The sequence below is a fragment of the Curtobacterium sp. RM9 genome (assembly GCF_054956955.1).
On record NZ_CM143271.1, the window covers coordinates 954,720 to 968,726 of the forward strand.

Genomic DNA, 14,007 nt, shown 5'->3' on the forward strand with positions numbered 1-14,007 from the left:
TGGTGCGGGTGGGACTTCTCAGGGGCGCTCGGCGGGGTCCGGCGCGGGCGCATCGTCACTGATGCGGTCGAGCCGGTCCGCGAGCGCGGTGCGGAGGACGTCGGTGATGACGTACCGCGCACCGTGCAGGACGGGGGTGTCGGGGACGCCGGGTGCCACGACGGCGGTGGACCAGCGGGTGCGGGTCCGGAGCCAGGCGGTCACGGCGGCGGCCAGGGCGGGTCCGCCCGCGATCCCGGTCGGGCCGTGCAGCACGACCGTCTCGGGATCCGCGACGGCGAGGGCGGGGAGCACGTTGTGCCCGACGCGCTCGCCGAGGGCGGCGGTGAACGGGTGCTGCGGTGGCAGGCCGGGCAGCTGGGACAGCACCTGGCGCCAGTCGGCGGCTGCGCCGTCGGGCGCCGTGATGCCGTGTTCGGCGGCGAGGGCGGCGATCGCGGACTCGGAGATGAGGTCCGCGACGATCCGTGCCGTCGGGTCGATGGCCTGGGCGTCGACCGGCAGCCCGAGGTAGCCGATCTCGCCTGCGGCGCCGGAAGCGCCGGTGTGGACGCGGCCGTCGAGGTCGAGGGCCATGCCGAGGCCCTCCGCCATCCAGAACAGGGCGAAGGACGCCGGTGCTCGTCCGGCCCCGGCGGCGCGTTCGGCGATCGCGGCGAGGTTGGCGTCGTTCTCGACGACGACGCGCACACCGAGCGACCGGGACAGCGTCGCGGCGACCTGGTCGCGCGGCCAGCCGGGCAGCCCGTCGGTGAAGATGAGGGTGTCGGTCGCGTGGTCGACGCTGGCCTGCACGCCGACCGCGACCGCGGTGACGAGGTCCGGGTGCACGTCGGCTGCGGCGGCGGCGCGGGACACTGCGGCGGCGACGATGTCGGCGCCGGGTGAGCGCATCTCGGTCGCCGACATGGTGTGCGTGGCGACGGGGAAGCTCCGACCGGCCGCGTCCACCACGGTCGAGCGGACGTCGACGAGCTGGACGTCGACGGCGACGGCGAGGTCACGGTCGGTGATCGCCTCGTACAGCACCGCGCTCGGCCCGCGGCGGCCGGCGCCGGCGGCGGTCCCGGCTTCGCGGATGAGGTCGGCGGCCTCGAGCCGGCGGATGATCTCGGCCGCCGTGGGCTTGCTGAGCCCGGTGCGCTGCGCGAGTTCGTTGCGACTGAGCGGGCCCGCGTCGAGCAGGAGCTCGAGGGCGGCCCGGTCGTTGAGCAGGCGGAGCAGCCCGGGTTGCCCCGGTGTACCGGGCTGCCCCGGGGTGCGTCCGCGTGTGCTCATGTCGAGGACTGTAACGGACAACCTTCTTTACTGAAAGGTTTGTTTACGAATCGGCAACACGCGTTCTGCTCGGCGAAACACGCCGCACCGTCACGGGCGGAGCAGCACCTTGATCGCACGCCGCTCGTCCATCGCCGCGTACGCCTCGGCAGCCTGGTCGAGGGGCAGCTCGAGGTCGAACACCCGGCCCGGGTCGATCGCGCGCGAGAGCACGTCGGGCAGCAGTTCCTCGATGTACGCGCGCGCCGGGGCCATCCCGCCACCGACGGTGATGTTCTTCGCGAACAGGAACGGCATCGGCAGCTCGGGGTCCCCCGCGGGCACGCCGACGTAGCCGACCGCACCGCCCGGCCGGACGACGCGGAGCGCCTGGTCCATGCTCTCCGCGGTGCCGACGGCCTCGAGTGCGCAGTCGGCGAGGTCGCCGTCGAGCAGCTCGCGGACGGCGGCCACGCCCTCGTCGCCACGGGTGTCGACGACGTCGGTCGCGCCGAACTCGCGCGCCAGGGCCTGGCGGTCGGCGTGCCGGCTCATCGCGATGATGCGCTCGGCGCCGAGACGCGCCGCGGCGAGGACGGCGGACAGGCCGACCGCGCCGTCACCGACGACCACGACGGTCTTGCCCGGTCCGACACCGGCGGACACGGCGGCGTGGTGCCCGGTGGAGAAGACGTCGGAGAGGGTCAGGAGCGACGGCACGAGGTCGTCGTCGACCGGGCCGGGCACGCGCACGAGCGTCGCCGCGGCGTCCGGCACGCGGACGTACTCCGCCTGTGCCCCGCCGAGCGGGTGCCCGTAGGCGTCCGGCGTCACGCCGAAGGTGGAGCCGTGCTCGCAGCCGCTCGTCATGCCGTGGGCACAAGCCTGGCAGGTGCCGTCGTTCGTGGTGAACGGCGCGATGACGAAGTCGCCGACCGACAGGTCCGTGACCGCGTCGCCGAGGGACTCGACGACGCCGACGAACTCGTGCCCGATGGCGCGCGGCTCCTTCGTGTCGCGCACGCCGCGGTACGGCCAGAGGTCCGACCCGCAGACGCAGGCGGCGGTGACCTTGACCACGGCGTCGGTGGGGTCGATGAGGACGGGGGCGTCACGCTCCTCGACGCGGATGTCGCGGGGGGCGTGGATGACGGTTGCGCGCACGGTGGGGCCTTCCGATCGGGGGTGGTCGTGGCGCGTGCGGGACGCGCCAGGGATCCGGCGCCGTTGCGGGACCCGTCGACACTACGCTTCCCGGGTGGACGACGACCGGTACGGCAAGGACGTGCTCTCGGGCGACTGGCGCTCGCAGGGCGTCAAGAAGGTGCGGCAGGTGCCGCTCGAGCGCGAGATGGTCCTGGAGGACCCGGACTCCGGTTGGGCGGGCGCCGTCGTCGGCCTCGAGGCGGGCAACGTCACCTTGGAGGACTGGAAGGGTCGCACGCGCGCGTTCCCCTTCACGGGGCAGTTCCTGCTCGAGGGCGAGCTCGTCACGCTCGGCCGTCCGCAGGCACCGGTCGGTCGGTCCGCCGCCGGTCGTCCTGCCTCGGCCCCGGCAGGCGGTGCCGTCGCCCCGGCCGGGAGGAACGGGGCAGCGCCCGCCGTGCGGCACGCGTCCGGCGGCGACCGCCTCCGTACCGCGTCCGGTTCGTTCGCGGTCGAGCAGCAGCGCGCCCGCGTGGCACTGCCCTCGCGGATCATGGTCGAGGGCCGGCACGACGCCGAGCTCGTCGAGAAGGTCTGGGGCGCCGACCTGCGCGTCGAGGGCGTCGTCGTCGAGTACCTGGAGGGCGTCGACAACCTCGCCGACGTCCTCGACGAGTTCCGCCCCACCCGGGACCGGCGCGTCGGGGTGCTCGTCGACCACCTCGTGCCCGGGTCGAAGGAGTCCCGGTTCGCGGACGCCGTGATGCGCGGCAGGTGGGGCGCGCACGTGCTCGTCGTCGGGCACCCGTTCGTCGACGTCTGGCAGTCGGTGAAGCCGGCACGCCTCGGGCTGACCGAGTGGCCGACGATCCCGCGCTCGATCGAGTGGAAGAAGGGCATCCTGCAGCACCTCGGCTGGCCGGCGGACGAGCAGGCCGACGTCGCCCGGGCCTGGCAGCGGATCCTCGGGCAGGTCCGCACCTTCGCCGACCTCGAGCCGCAGCTGCTCGGCCGTGTCGAGGAGCTGATCGACTTCGTGACCGAACCGGAGGCCTGACCAGGCCGACCATCTTCCCCACGCGCGCCAGATGCCCGAGGCGATCCGCGCCTCCAGGCCTACTGTTGGGGCATGGACGGCATCGACGGGCGTGTGCGCAGCGCGGTCGACGTCTGGCTGCGCTGGCTGCCGCGCTGGCAGATCGGCACCGCCCGTCCGCGCACACGGATCTGCCGGAAGTGCACCGGATCGCCCATCGCGACCGCGGCGGGCTTCGGGCCGGACGTCCCGCACGCCGTGCAGCACGCGCTCATCGGGCGGATCTCGACCATCGTCGAGGACGCCGTCGACGACTACACGGCCCGAAACCTGCCGCTCCTGCAGCGCGAACTCGAGCGCGCGGACGCGCGGAGACGGCACGCCGGGTACCAGCCCACCGAGGGACTGTCGCCGGAGTTCCAGGGCCTCGACGTCGACCCGGAGCCGTCGCCGGGCGAACCGTTCCTCTTCACCCTCGGCGAGCTGACGGGCACCGGGGCAGGGGAGCAGGTGCCGCGCGAGCCGCTGTCCGACGAGGCGAAGGCCGCGCTCCGGCACGAGATCGAGCTCTCCGACGAGTGCGCCCGCGCCACCGGCACCGCGGTGTGCCTGGCCCTGATCGACCACCGGCCGCGCATCGCCGAGGCCGTCGAACGCCTCGTCGAGCCGCAGATCGAGGCCCTGGTGTCCGACATGTTCCGCGGGTTCGACGGACCGGAGTCGACCCGCGACGGACTGTTCTAGCGGCCCTGCACACCCCGGCGGCGAGCGGTCGCACGCAGCACGAGCAGCGCGATCGCACGCCAGCTCAGCAGGAACACGCCGAGCACGATCGTCGCGACGATCACGAACGAGACCGGCAGCGGGTCGCCGGCCACGTCGCCCTGACCGCTCGCGACGCGCAGCGCCAACCCGCCGGCCACGGTCAGCAACCAGACCACCACGCCGGTCGGCCAGAGGCGCAGCGGGCGCGCCCATGCGCGGGTGAGGACGTACCCGACCGCCCAGCCGATCAGGAACGGCCACACGGTCGTCGCGAGGCCGAGTGCGCTGTCGGCCTCGCCGTGCGAGGACCGTCCGACGAGCGCGAACACGACGATGAGCAGGACGTCGGCGACGGCTGCGAGCCAGCCCCAGGTGCGTGCGGTCACGCCCCCATCCTCCCAGGCCGGCGGGTACCCGCCGTTCACGTCGTGGTCACCTCGGGTTCGTCGCGGTCGGCCAGGATGCCGCGATGACGTTGCACGCGGACGCCGCGGTCCAGGGGACCCGCACCTCCGACCCGGTCTGGAGGAACGGCGCGCGTCCGCCCCGCGTCGTCGCCGACCGCGGTGTGCCCCGCGTCCGGCGCGAGGACACGCTGCCCTCGGTCGCCGTCGCCGAGGCGCTCGGCGCGGACGCCGTCGCGGTCGACGTCCGGAGCACCGCCGACGGCGTCCCGGTCCTGCTGCACGACGCGACCCTCGGGCGGATGTGGGGCGACGCCCGTCGGCTCCGCGACGTCGACTGGTGCGAGGTCGCCCGGCTCGGCAACGGGCTCGACCGGATCCCGCGGCTCGACGCGGTGCTGGAACGCCTCGACGGCAGCCGCGCCACGCTCGTCGTCCGGGTGGTGGACCCCGCCGACGCCCGGGACGCCGCACGCACCGTCGCGGCGCGCGACGCAGCGTTCCGCGGGGGCACGGCCGTGGCCTGGCGGGGGACGACGGCAGCGCTCGCCGCCGTCCGGGCCGAACTGCCCACGGCCGACGTCTGGCTCGCGTGGGAGACGCTCGACGCACCCGGACCGGCCGACCTCGGAGCGCTGACCCCGACGACGCTCGACGTCGACCTGGCGTTCGTCACCGCGGACACCGTCGCGGCGGCGCACGCCCTCGGCCTCCGGGTCGCGGTGCACGGCGTGCAGGACCCGGCACCCGCGCGGTGGGCCGCCGCGCTCGGGGTCGACGCGCTCGTCACCGACGACGTGGCGACGGTGCACGCGGCGCTCGTCGACGGGTCCGTCGGTCCGGTGCCGGAGGCACTCGCCGGCGGGCACACCGGACCGGTGGCGACGGTCCGGGAGCCGACCGAGACCGAGGTGGCGAGTCGGGCGCAGGCCCTGGCGCACCGGATCGCGCACGAGGTCGTCGCCTGGACCCGCGAGCACCCCGTCGCGACGGGCGTCGCCGTCGACCGTGCCGTCGAACACCTCGTCCGCTCCCGGCTCCGCGCCGCGTTCCCCACGCACGGCGTCACCGGTGCGGTGTTCGGCACGGCGTCCGGGGACCGGTACCACTGGTGGGTGGACGCGGTCGACGACCCCGCGAACCTGCACGGCGGTGTGCCGTGGACCGCGACCTCCCTCTGCCTGACCCGCGGCGGGCGGCCGCTCGTCGGCGTCGTGGCGGACCCCTGGCGTGGCGAGGTCCTCGAGGCACGGCGCGGGCGCGGAGCCGTGCTGCGCGACCGACCGCTCCGGCTCGACGACGTGCCGCGGCCGCTCGCCGGGGCCGTCGTCGGCACCGTGCACGACGGGCTGCGGCCGTGGTCCGGGGCCGCGGCCTTCACCGAGACCCTCGCCGACCGCGGCTGCGCCCTCCGCGTGCCCGGGTCGGCCGCCCTGACCATCGCCCAGGTCGCCGCCGGGCGGGGGATCGGCGCGTGCGTGCCGTCGTTCGACCCGGTCGTGCACGGGGCCGCGGTGCTGCTCGTGCACGAGGCGGGCGGGGTCGTCCTCACCCGCGACGGGGCCGTGGACGGGTTCCCCTCGGCGGGGGAGCCGGTCCTCGTCGCGCAACCGGGCGCGGCGGACGAGCTGCACGCGCTCTGGACGGCCGCACTCGGGTCGTGAGACGCGCGGCGGACGTGCACCGCGCCTCCCGTCCTGCTCTCGGACGACTCTGTGGAACCGCTCAGTCAGCGGTCGTCCGCGCTCCCTAGTGTGGCGAGCACAGCATCCCGTCCGACCGGACGGCTGCGTCCCCAGAAGGAGCAACGACCATGGGATTCCTCGACCGCCTGCTCGGCCGCCCGGACCGCGACCGGCCCGACGCCGGACCGAACCAGTGGGGGCAGCAGCCGCAGCAGCAGGGCTACCGGTACGGACAGCAGTCGTACCAGCAGACCGGGGCGCCATCGGGCGGTGGCCCGCAGTGGGGCACCCCGCAGGCCGGCGGACCCGGTGCCCAGACCGACGACGAGCGTGCCGTCGAGCGCTACCGCTACCTGCTCCGCACGGCACCGCCCGAGCGCATCGAGGAGGTCCACGCCGAGGCCTTCGCGACCCTGACACCCGAGCAGCGCCGCATGGTCTACGACGAGTTCACCCGGACCGCCCCGGCGGGGGAGGCGCCGCGTGGCGACGACCCCCGTTCGCTGGCGCAGGCGGCCACGCGCTCCGAGATCCGACAGCCCGGCTTCATGGAACGCTCGCTCGGGGGCATGAACGGCGGCCGCGGCGGCTTCGGCGGCGGGTTCGGCCAGCGTTCCGGCCCGTCCTTCGGCAGCATGATCGGCGCGTCGATCCTCGGCACCGTGGCGGGCTACGTGATCGGCTCGACGCTGATGAGCGCCTTCCTATCGGACGCCGGATCGTTCGACGGCGGTACCGATGCTGCGGGTGACGGTGGTTCGGAGGACACTGGTGGCGATCCCGGCGACGGCGGTGCATCCGACGGCGGAGCACCCGACGGTGGTGCGGCCGACGGCGGCGGGTTCGAGAGTGCGGGCTGGGGCGACGGCGGATCGGACTTCGGCGGTGGCTTCGGCGACTTCGGCGGTGACTTCGACGTCTGAGTGACGTCGTCGCTCCGCCGCCACCTGACGTGTCCCATGGTCGGCGAAGGAGCGACATGGCCATCATCGAAGCCTCCGGGCTCACCAAGACCTACCGGTCGAAGACGGGGCCCGTGCACGCCCTGGCCGGGCTCGACCTCGCGGTGCCGCAGGGCACCGTGAAGGCCCTGCTCGGCCCGAACGGCGCGGGCAAGACCACGACCGTGAAGGTCCTCACCACCCTGACCACGCCCGACGCGGGCACCGCCACGATCGACGGTATCGACGTCGTCGCGGACCCGCAGGCGACCCGGCGCGCGATCGGCGTCTCGGGGCAGTACGCGGCGGTCGACGAGAACCTGACGGGGTTCGAGAACCTCGAGATGATCGGGCGGCTCTACCACCTCGGTCGGCGCACCTCGCGGGAGCGGGCCCGCGAGCTCATCGACGTGTTCGACCTGTCCGAGGCGGGCGACCGACCGGTGAAGGGGTTCTCCGGTGGCATGCGTCGGCGGATCGACCTCGCCGGGGCACTCGTGATGAACCCGCGCGTGCTGTTCCTCGACGAGCCCACGACGGGCCTCGACCCCCGCAGCCGACTGGCGCTGTGGGGCATCATCGAGGGGCTCGTCGACGCGGGCACCACCGTGCTGCTCACCACCCAGTACCTCGAGGAAGCGGACCAGCTGGCCGACGACATCGCGGTGATCGACGGCGGCACGGTCATCGCCGAGGGCACCTCCGACGAGCTCAAGGCGCAGGTCGGTGGGCACCGGGTCGTCGTGACCCTGGTCGACCAGGCCGACGGTGACGCCGCCACGACGGTGCTGCGGCGGCACGGGGTCGGCGAGGTCGAGACCTCGGGGGACGGGCGCACGCGGTCCGTCGCGGTCGAGGCCGGGCCGGCGGCACTGCAGCGCGTGCTCGCCGACCTCGGCGAGGCGGGCATCGCACTGCACGACGCGGGGATGCGGCGGCCGACGCTGGACGACGTGTTCCTGCGGTTGACCGGGCACGCGGCGTCGGCGGACGAGGACGACAGCGCGGCCGGTGCCGGTGGGTCCGGCGCGTCCGGTGGCCCTCGCGGCGCGTCGGGCGGAGCCGGCACCGAGGCTCGGCACGAGGAGGTGTCGTCGCGATGACCACCACCACGCCGACCGCTGCCGGCTCGGCGCTCGGCCGGGAACTGCCCGTCGTCGTCACCTCGCCGCTCGCGGTCTGGTTCGAGGACGGCTGGACGGTCACCAAGCGCAACCTCACGAAGATCAAGCGGTCACCCGACATGCTCGTGTTCGCGGTCCTGCAGCCGATCATGTTCGTCCTGCTGTTCAGCCAGGTGTACGGCGGCGCGATCCAGGTGCGCGGGACCGACTACACGCAGTTCCTGATGGCCGGGATCTTCGCGCAGACGGTCGTGTTCGGCGCGACCTTCTCCGGGTCGGCCATGGCGCAGGACCTGAAGGAGGGACTCATCGACCGGTTCCGCACGCTGCCGATGTCGGCGTCCGCGGTGCTCATCGGCCGGACGAACTCCGACCTCGTCCTCAACGGGATCTCGATGGCGATCATGATGGGGACGGGGCTCGTCGTCGGCTGGCGGGTGAACGCCTCGCCGCTCGAGTTCCTCGGCGGGGTCGCACTGCTCCTGCTGTTCAGCTACGCGTTCAGCTGGGTGATGGCGCTGCTCGGCATGAGCGTGAAGACACCCGAGGTGATCAACAACGCCTCGTTCATGATCCTGTTCCCGCTGACCTTCGTCTCGAACGCGTTCGTGCCGAGCGACACCCTGCCGCTCGTGCTCCGGGTCTTCGCCGAGTGGAACCCGGTGTCGTCGCTCGTGCAGGCCGCGCGCGAGCTGTTCGGCAACGTCGGGACCGCACCGGTCCCGGACATCTGGACGATGCAGCACCCGGTCGTGACGGTGCTCGTCGGCATCGCCGTGATGCTCGTGGTGTTCGTGCCGTGGGCGGTCCGGAAGTACACCCGGATCAGCGCGGGGTGAACGGGGTGTCCACCGGTCGCCGTGATCGGCGCCGGTGGACACCGGGACCGCTTACCATCGTGTCTCGTGACCGCGACCGATGCCGAGCGCGCCGCCCAGCGCGACGCCACCGAGCGACCCGCCGACCGCAGCACCCGCCTGCGCCGGTGGATGCTCGAGGGCAGCGACCAGGGCGCCAACCACCAGGGACCGCACCAGGTCGAGGTGGAGAAGACGCACCCGTGGTGGCGGGTCATGTGCCTGACGGGCGTCGACTACTTCTCGACCCTCGGCTACCAGCCCGCCATCGCCGCGCTGGCCGCCGGGCTGCTCTCGCCGATCGCCACCATCGTCCTCGTGCTCGTCACGCTGTTCGGTGCGCTCCCGGTGTACCGGCGCGTGGCGCAGGACAGCTTCAAGGGCGCCGGGTCGATCATGATGCTCGAGAAGCTCCTGCCGTGGTGGGCCGGCAAGCTCTTCGTGCTCGTGCTGCTCGGCTTCGCGGTGACCGACTTCATGATCACGATGACGCTCTCGGCGGCGGACGCCACGGCGCACATCGCCGAGAACCCGTTCACGCCGCACTGGTTCACCGAGATCCCCGTGCCGCTGACCCTGGCGCTGCTGCTCCTGCTCGGCATCGTCTTCCTGCGCGGCTTCAAGGAGGCGATCGGCATCGCGGTCGGCCTCGTCGCCGTCTACCTGGTGCTCAACGCGGTCGTCGTCTCGGTCGCGCTCTGGCACGTGTTCGAGCACCCGATGGTCGCGAGCGACTGGTGGAGCGGGCTCACCGCGCAGCACAGCAACCCGCTCGTGATGATCGGCATCGCGCTCGTGGTGTTCCCGAAGCTCGCGCTCGGCCTGTCCGGGTTCGAGACCGGCGTGGCCGTCATGCCGCAGGTGCGTGGTGACGCGTCGGACGCCGGTGCGGCGCGGCCGGAGGGCCGGATCCGCGGGACGAAGCGCCTGTTGACGGTCGCGGCGATCATCATGAGCTCGTTCCTCATCACGTCGTCGATCGTCACCACGTTCCTCATCCCGCAGCGCGAGTTCCAGGCGGGCGGCCAGGCGAACGGTCGTGCGCTCGCCTACCTCGCGCACGAGTACCTCGGCGGCGTGTTCGGGTCGGTGTACGACTTCTCCACCGTCGCGATCCTCTGGTTCGCCGGCGCGAGCGCGATGGCCGGTCTGCTCAACCTCGTGCCGCGCTTCCTGCCCCGGTACGGCATGGCCCCGCAGTGGGCCCGCGCCACCCGGCCGCTCGTCGTCATCTTCACGCTCATCGCCTTCGTGATCACGGTCATCTTCGAGGCGAACGTCGACGCGCAGGGCGGCGCCTACGCCACCGGCGTGCTCGTGCTCATCACGAGCGCCGCCGTCGCCGTGACCCTGTCGGCCCGGCGGAAGCAGCAGAAGAAGCGCACGATCGGCTTCGGCGTGATCGCCGTGGTGTTCGTCTACACGACCGTCGCGAACGTCATCGAGCGGCCGGACGGCGTCCGCATCGCGGCGGTGTTCATCATCGCCATCGTCGTCGTCTCGCTCGTCTCCCGCGTGCGCCGGTCGTTCGAGCTCCGCGCGTCGTCGATCGAGCTGGACGCCGTCGCCCGGCAGTTCGTCGAGGCCGACGCCGACCAGTTCTCGTCGGTGTGCATCATCGCGAACGAGCCCGGCGCCGGCACCGCCGAGGCCTACCGCTCGAAGGGGCGCGAGGAACGCCGCGACTCCGGGATCCCGGCCCGGGTGCCGACGATGTTCCTCGAGGTCCTGCCCGCCGACTCGTCCGACTTCGAGGAGGACCTCGTCGTCGAGGGGCACGTCATCGGTGGGCACCGCGTGCTCAAGGTCCGGTCGGGCAACGTGCCGAACACCATCGCGTCGACGCTCCTCGCCATCCGCGACATCGCCGGCGTCGTGCCGAGCATCTACTTCGAGTGGAACGAGGGGAGCCCGATCCGGAACGCCCTGCGCTTCGTGTTCACCGGCGTCGGCGACGTCGCCCCCGTGACACGCGAGGTCCTGCGCGAGGCCGAGCCGGACGTGGCGCGCCGCCCGACCGTCCACGTGTCGTGACGGACGGGGCGGACGCGGGCCGCGCCTCCCGTCCGCTCGGTGGTGTCGTGGCCGTCGTCCTCGCCGCGGCGCTCTGGGGCACGACGGGCACGGCGACGCACTTCGCACCCGGTGTCCCCGCGTTCGTGTTCGGCGCCGTGACGTTCGGCCTCGGCGGTCTGGTGCTCGCGGTCGTCGCCGGACGGGCGTCGCTGCGAGCGGTCCTCGAACCGCGGACCCGGCCGTGGGTCCTCGTCGGCGCTGGGTCGCTCGTCGTGTACGCCGTCGCGTTCTACGCGGCACTCGACCAGGCCGGGGTCGCACTCGGCACGACGGTCGCCATCGGCTCGTCGCCGCTGTTCGCAGGGCTCGTCGAGCGGGTGGTGGACGGGCGCCGGGTGCCCGGCCGATGGGGCACGGCGGCGGTCGTGAGCGTCGCCGGGATGGTCGCGGTGACCCTGGCGCGGGCGGCGTCGGCCACGCAGCCGGGCACCGCATCGGCGGCGGGGTCCAGAACCGGCGACCTGGTGCTCGTCGCGGGGCTCGGATGGGCGCTGCTCGCGGGGCTGACGTACGCGACGTACTCGTGGGCGGTGGCGAGGGGGCTCGGCGCCGAGCCTCGGGCGATGGTGCCCGGTGCGGGCGCCGCGACCCCGGGCGGCCGGGGTCGGGGCGTCGTCGGCGCGGTGTTCGGGCTCGCCGCGGTGCCCCTCGTGGTGCTCGCGGCCGTCGGCGGTGGCGGAGACCTGGCCGAGGCACGGAACTGGCCGGTGTTCCTCTACCTGGCGCTCGTCCCGACCGTGCTCGGGCACTCGTTGTACGCTGCCGGCCTGCGCAGCGTGCGTGCCTCGGTCGGGACCCTCGTGTCGCTCCTCGAGCCCGTCGTCGCCGCGGTGCTCGCGGTGCTCGTCGTGGGGGAGCACCTCGGCGCACTCGGTTCGGCGGGCGTGCTGCTCGTCGTCGCCGGGCTCGCGGTGCTCGGCGTGCCGGGGCGGCGCGGGCGCTCGTCGCGGGCGCGCTGACACCGTTGCCGGCTTGCCGCCGAGGATCCGGTCCCGCTGACGCCGGGGGCGGCTACCCGCCGAGGATCTGGTCGCGCACCTTCCGCCGCAGCACCTTGCCGATCATCGAGCGCGGCAGGTCCTCGACCACGACCACGCGACGCGGCACCTTGTACGCCGTCAGGTGCTCGCGGGACCAGGCCCGCAGCGCCTCCGGGTCGAACGAGGACGGGTCCTTCGGCACGACCGCGGCGACGACCTGCTCGTTGCCGCCCTGCGTGATGCCGACGACGGCGACCTCGCGCACGCTCGGGTGCTTGAGGAGGGCGTCCTCGACCTCGGAGGGCGAGACGTTGAACCCGCCGGTGATGATGAGCTCCTTGAGCCGGTCGACGATCCGGACGTACCCGTCGGCGTCGATCGCCACGATGTCGCCGGTGCGGAACCAGCCGTCCGGCGTGAACACCTCGTCGGTCGCCTCGGCCTTGCCCCAGTAGCCGCGGAACACCTGCGGGCCGCGCACCTGCAGTTCGCCGGCCTCGCCGGTGCCGAGCACCTTCGTCGGCTCGTCCGGATCGGCCACCCGGGCCTCGGTGGACGACAGCGGTAGGCCGATCGACCCGAGGCGACGCTCGGGCGAGACCGGGTTGGCCATCAGCACGGGGGAGCACTCGGACAGGCCGTAGCCCTCGACGAGGTACCCGCCGGTGCGGGCCTCCCACGGCTCGACGACGTCCTGTGACAGCGGCATCGCACCGGAGATGCCGATCTCGATGCCCTGGAGCGAGACCTTCGCCGAGTCCGCCGCGTGCTGGAGCCGGGCGTAGATCGGCGGCACGGCCGGGAGGAACGTCGGCGGGTGCTTCTTCATCGCCTTGAGGACGAGCGCGGGATCGAACGCCGGGAAGAGCACGAGCCGCGAGGCCATGCTCATCGCGAAGGTCAGGCAGAGCGTCAGGCCGTACGCGTGGAACATCGGCAGGACCGCGTACACGACGTTGTCGCCGCGCCGGATCGTCGGCACCCACGCCCGCGACTGTGCCGCGTTGGCGAGGAGGTTCCGGTGGCTGAGCACGGCGCCCTTCGGCGTCCCCGTCGTGCCGGAGGTGTACTGGATCAGAGCGACGTCGTCGGTGCCCGGGCGCGCGTGCCGCTTCGAGAGCTTCCGGTTCGACACCAGGTCGTCCCACGTCGTCGTGCCGCGCACCGAGGTCGTCAGCTTCGCGCGGGACTCGCGGGCCTTCGCGACCGGCAGCGACAGCGCCAGGCGGGTCGTGCGGGGCATCGCCCGGGTCAGGTCCACCGAGACGATCGCGTCGACGGCGACGTCCGTGGGGAAGTCCTGCAGCGTGGCGACCGACTTGTCCCAGGCGATCGCGACCTTCGCGCCGTGGTCCTCGAACTGGTGCCGGAGCTCCCGCGGCGTGTAGAGCGGGTTGTGCTCCACGACGATCGCCCCGAGCCGGAGCACCGCGTAGAAGGCCACGACGTGCTGCGGGCAGTTCGGCAGCACGATCGCCACGCGGTCGCCCGCCGTCACGCCGAGCTTCCGGAGGCCGTTCGCGGCGCGGAGGACCTGCTCCTCGAGGTCGGCGTACGTCGTCGTCCGGCCGAAGAACTCGAGCGCCACCCGCTTCGGGAAGCGCGCCGCGGACTGCTCCACGAGGTCGTACAGCGAGCCGGTGGGCTCGTCGATGTCGTGCGGGACCCCCGGGGCGTACGAGGCAAGCCAGGGACGAGGCGTGTCGATGCTCACGCGGCCAACCTATCGGCAGGTC

The 14,007-nt window shown here is 73.4% G+C and carries 12 protein-coding genes; 8 read left to right on the forward strand and 4 right to left on the reverse strand.

All coding sequences use genetic code 11. The features are described from left to right. Positions 1 to 18: 18 nt before the first annotated feature. Both ACY3FI_RS04545 and ACY3FI_RS04550 read right to left on the reverse strand, forming a co-directional pair. Positions 19 to 1,278, reverse strand: a complete 1,260-nt coding sequence (locus ACY3FI_RS04545) for an ROK family transcriptional regulator (RefSeq protein ID WP_462549564.1) — start codon at positions 1,276 to 1,278, stop codon at positions 19 to 21. 90 nt (positions 1,279 to 1,368) lie between these two features. Beyond that, complete coding sequence (locus ACY3FI_RS04550) at positions 1,369 to 2,421, reverse strand: zinc-dependent alcohol dehydrogenase family protein (RefSeq protein ID WP_462549565.1); 1,053 nt, start codon at positions 2,419 to 2,421, stop codon at positions 1,369 to 1,371. A gap of 94 nt (positions 2,422 to 2,515) precedes the next feature. On the opposite strand from ACY3FI_RS04550, the gene ACY3FI_RS04555 reads away from it, so the two are divergent. Both ACY3FI_RS04555 and ACY3FI_RS04560 read left to right on the forward strand, forming a co-directional pair. Further along, entirely contained in the window at positions 2,516 to 3,460 is a 945-nt protein-coding gene (locus ACY3FI_RS04555) for a DUF3097 domain-containing protein (RefSeq protein WP_462549566.1), read from the forward strand. 72 nt (positions 3,461 to 3,532) lie between these two features. Then, complete coding sequence (locus ACY3FI_RS04560; protein WP_462549567.1) at positions 3,533 to 4,183, forward strand: spermidine/putrescine ABC transporter substrate-binding protein; 651 nt, start codon at positions 3,533 to 3,535, stop codon at positions 4,181 to 4,183. On the opposite strand, the gene ACY3FI_RS04565 is transcribed toward ACY3FI_RS04560, so the two are convergent. Then, positions 4,180 to 4,590 (reverse strand): DUF3054 domain-containing protein, encoded by a 411-nt coding sequence (locus tag ACY3FI_RS04565; protein ID WP_462549568.1) that lies wholly within the window; start codon positions 4,588 to 4,590, stop codon positions 4,180 to 4,182. The two genes, ACY3FI_RS04560 and ACY3FI_RS04565, sit on opposite strands and share 4 nt — an antisense overlap. 83 nt (positions 4,591 to 4,673) lie before the next feature. Here ACY3FI_RS04565 and ACY3FI_RS04570 point away from each other — a divergent pair, with 83 nt between their 5' ends. The 6 genes from ACY3FI_RS04570 (at position 4,674) to ACY3FI_RS04595 (ending at position 12,250) form a co-directional block, all read left to right on the forward strand. Beyond that, on the forward strand, positions 4,674 to 6,272 hold the full coding sequence (locus ACY3FI_RS04570; RefSeq protein ID WP_462549569.1) for an inositol monophosphatase family protein: 1,599 nt from the start codon (positions 4,674 to 4,676) through the stop codon (positions 6,270 to 6,272). A gap of 149 nt (positions 6,273 to 6,421) precedes the next feature. Further along, complete coding sequence (locus tag ACY3FI_RS04575; protein ID WP_462549570.1) at positions 6,422 to 7,216, forward strand: hypothetical protein; 795 nt, start codon at positions 6,422 to 6,424, stop codon at positions 7,214 to 7,216. A gap of 56 nt (positions 7,217 to 7,272) precedes the next feature. Continuing rightward, positions 7,273 to 8,337, forward strand: a complete 1,065-nt coding sequence (locus ACY3FI_RS04580; RefSeq protein WP_462549571.1) for an ATP-binding cassette domain-containing protein — start codon at positions 7,273 to 7,275, stop codon at positions 8,335 to 8,337. Next, complete coding sequence (locus ACY3FI_RS04585; protein WP_462549572.1) at positions 8,334 to 9,197, forward strand: ABC transporter permease; 864 nt, start codon at positions 8,334 to 8,336, stop codon at positions 9,195 to 9,197. The genes ACY3FI_RS04580 and ACY3FI_RS04585 overlap by 4 nt, the downstream gene beginning before the upstream one ends. Before the next feature lie 66 nt (positions 9,198 to 9,263). After that, entirely contained in the window at positions 9,264 to 11,249 is a 1,986-nt protein-coding gene (locus ACY3FI_RS04590) for an APC family permease (protein WP_462549573.1), read from the forward strand. Beyond that, on the forward strand, positions 11,246 to 12,250 hold the full coding sequence (locus ACY3FI_RS04595) for a DMT family transporter (RefSeq protein WP_462549574.1): 1,005 nt from the start codon (positions 11,246 to 11,248) through the stop codon (positions 12,248 to 12,250). The genes ACY3FI_RS04590 and ACY3FI_RS04595 overlap by 4 nt, the downstream gene beginning before the upstream one ends. Before the next feature lie 52 nt (positions 12,251 to 12,302). On the opposite strand, the gene ACY3FI_RS04600 is transcribed toward ACY3FI_RS04595, so the two are convergent. Then, entirely contained in the window at positions 12,303 to 13,985 is a 1,683-nt protein-coding gene (locus ACY3FI_RS04600) for a long-chain-fatty-acid--CoA ligase (RefSeq protein WP_462549575.1), read from the reverse strand. Between the last annotated feature and the right edge of the window lie 22 nt (positions 13,986 to 14,007).

What these genes read in the sequence shown, in the direction of transcription:
- ACY3FI_RS04580 (WP_462549571.1), top strand. Translation starts at nt 7,273, where the DNA reads ATGGCCATCATCGAAGCCTCCGGGCTCACCAAGACCTACCGGTCGAAG.
- ACY3FI_RS04585 (WP_462549572.1), top strand. Translation starts at nt 8,334, where the DNA reads ATGACCACCACCACGCCGACCGCTGCCGGCTCGGCGCTCGGCCGGGAA.
- ACY3FI_RS04545 (WP_462549564.1), bottom strand. Translation starts at nt 1,278, where the DNA reads ATGAGCACACGCGGACGCACCCCGGGGCAGCCCGGTACACCGGGGCAA.
- ACY3FI_RS04570 (WP_462549569.1), top strand. Translation starts at nt 4,674, where the DNA reads ATGACGTTGCACGCGGACGCCGCGGTCCAGGGGACCCGCACCTCCGAC.
- ACY3FI_RS04560 (WP_462549567.1), top strand. Translation starts at nt 3,533, where the DNA reads ATGGACGGCATCGACGGGCGTGTGCGCAGCGCGGTCGACGTCTGGCTG.
- ACY3FI_RS04575 (WP_462549570.1), top strand. Translation starts at nt 6,422, where the DNA reads ATGGGATTCCTCGACCGCCTGCTCGGCCGCCCGGACCGCGACCGGCCC.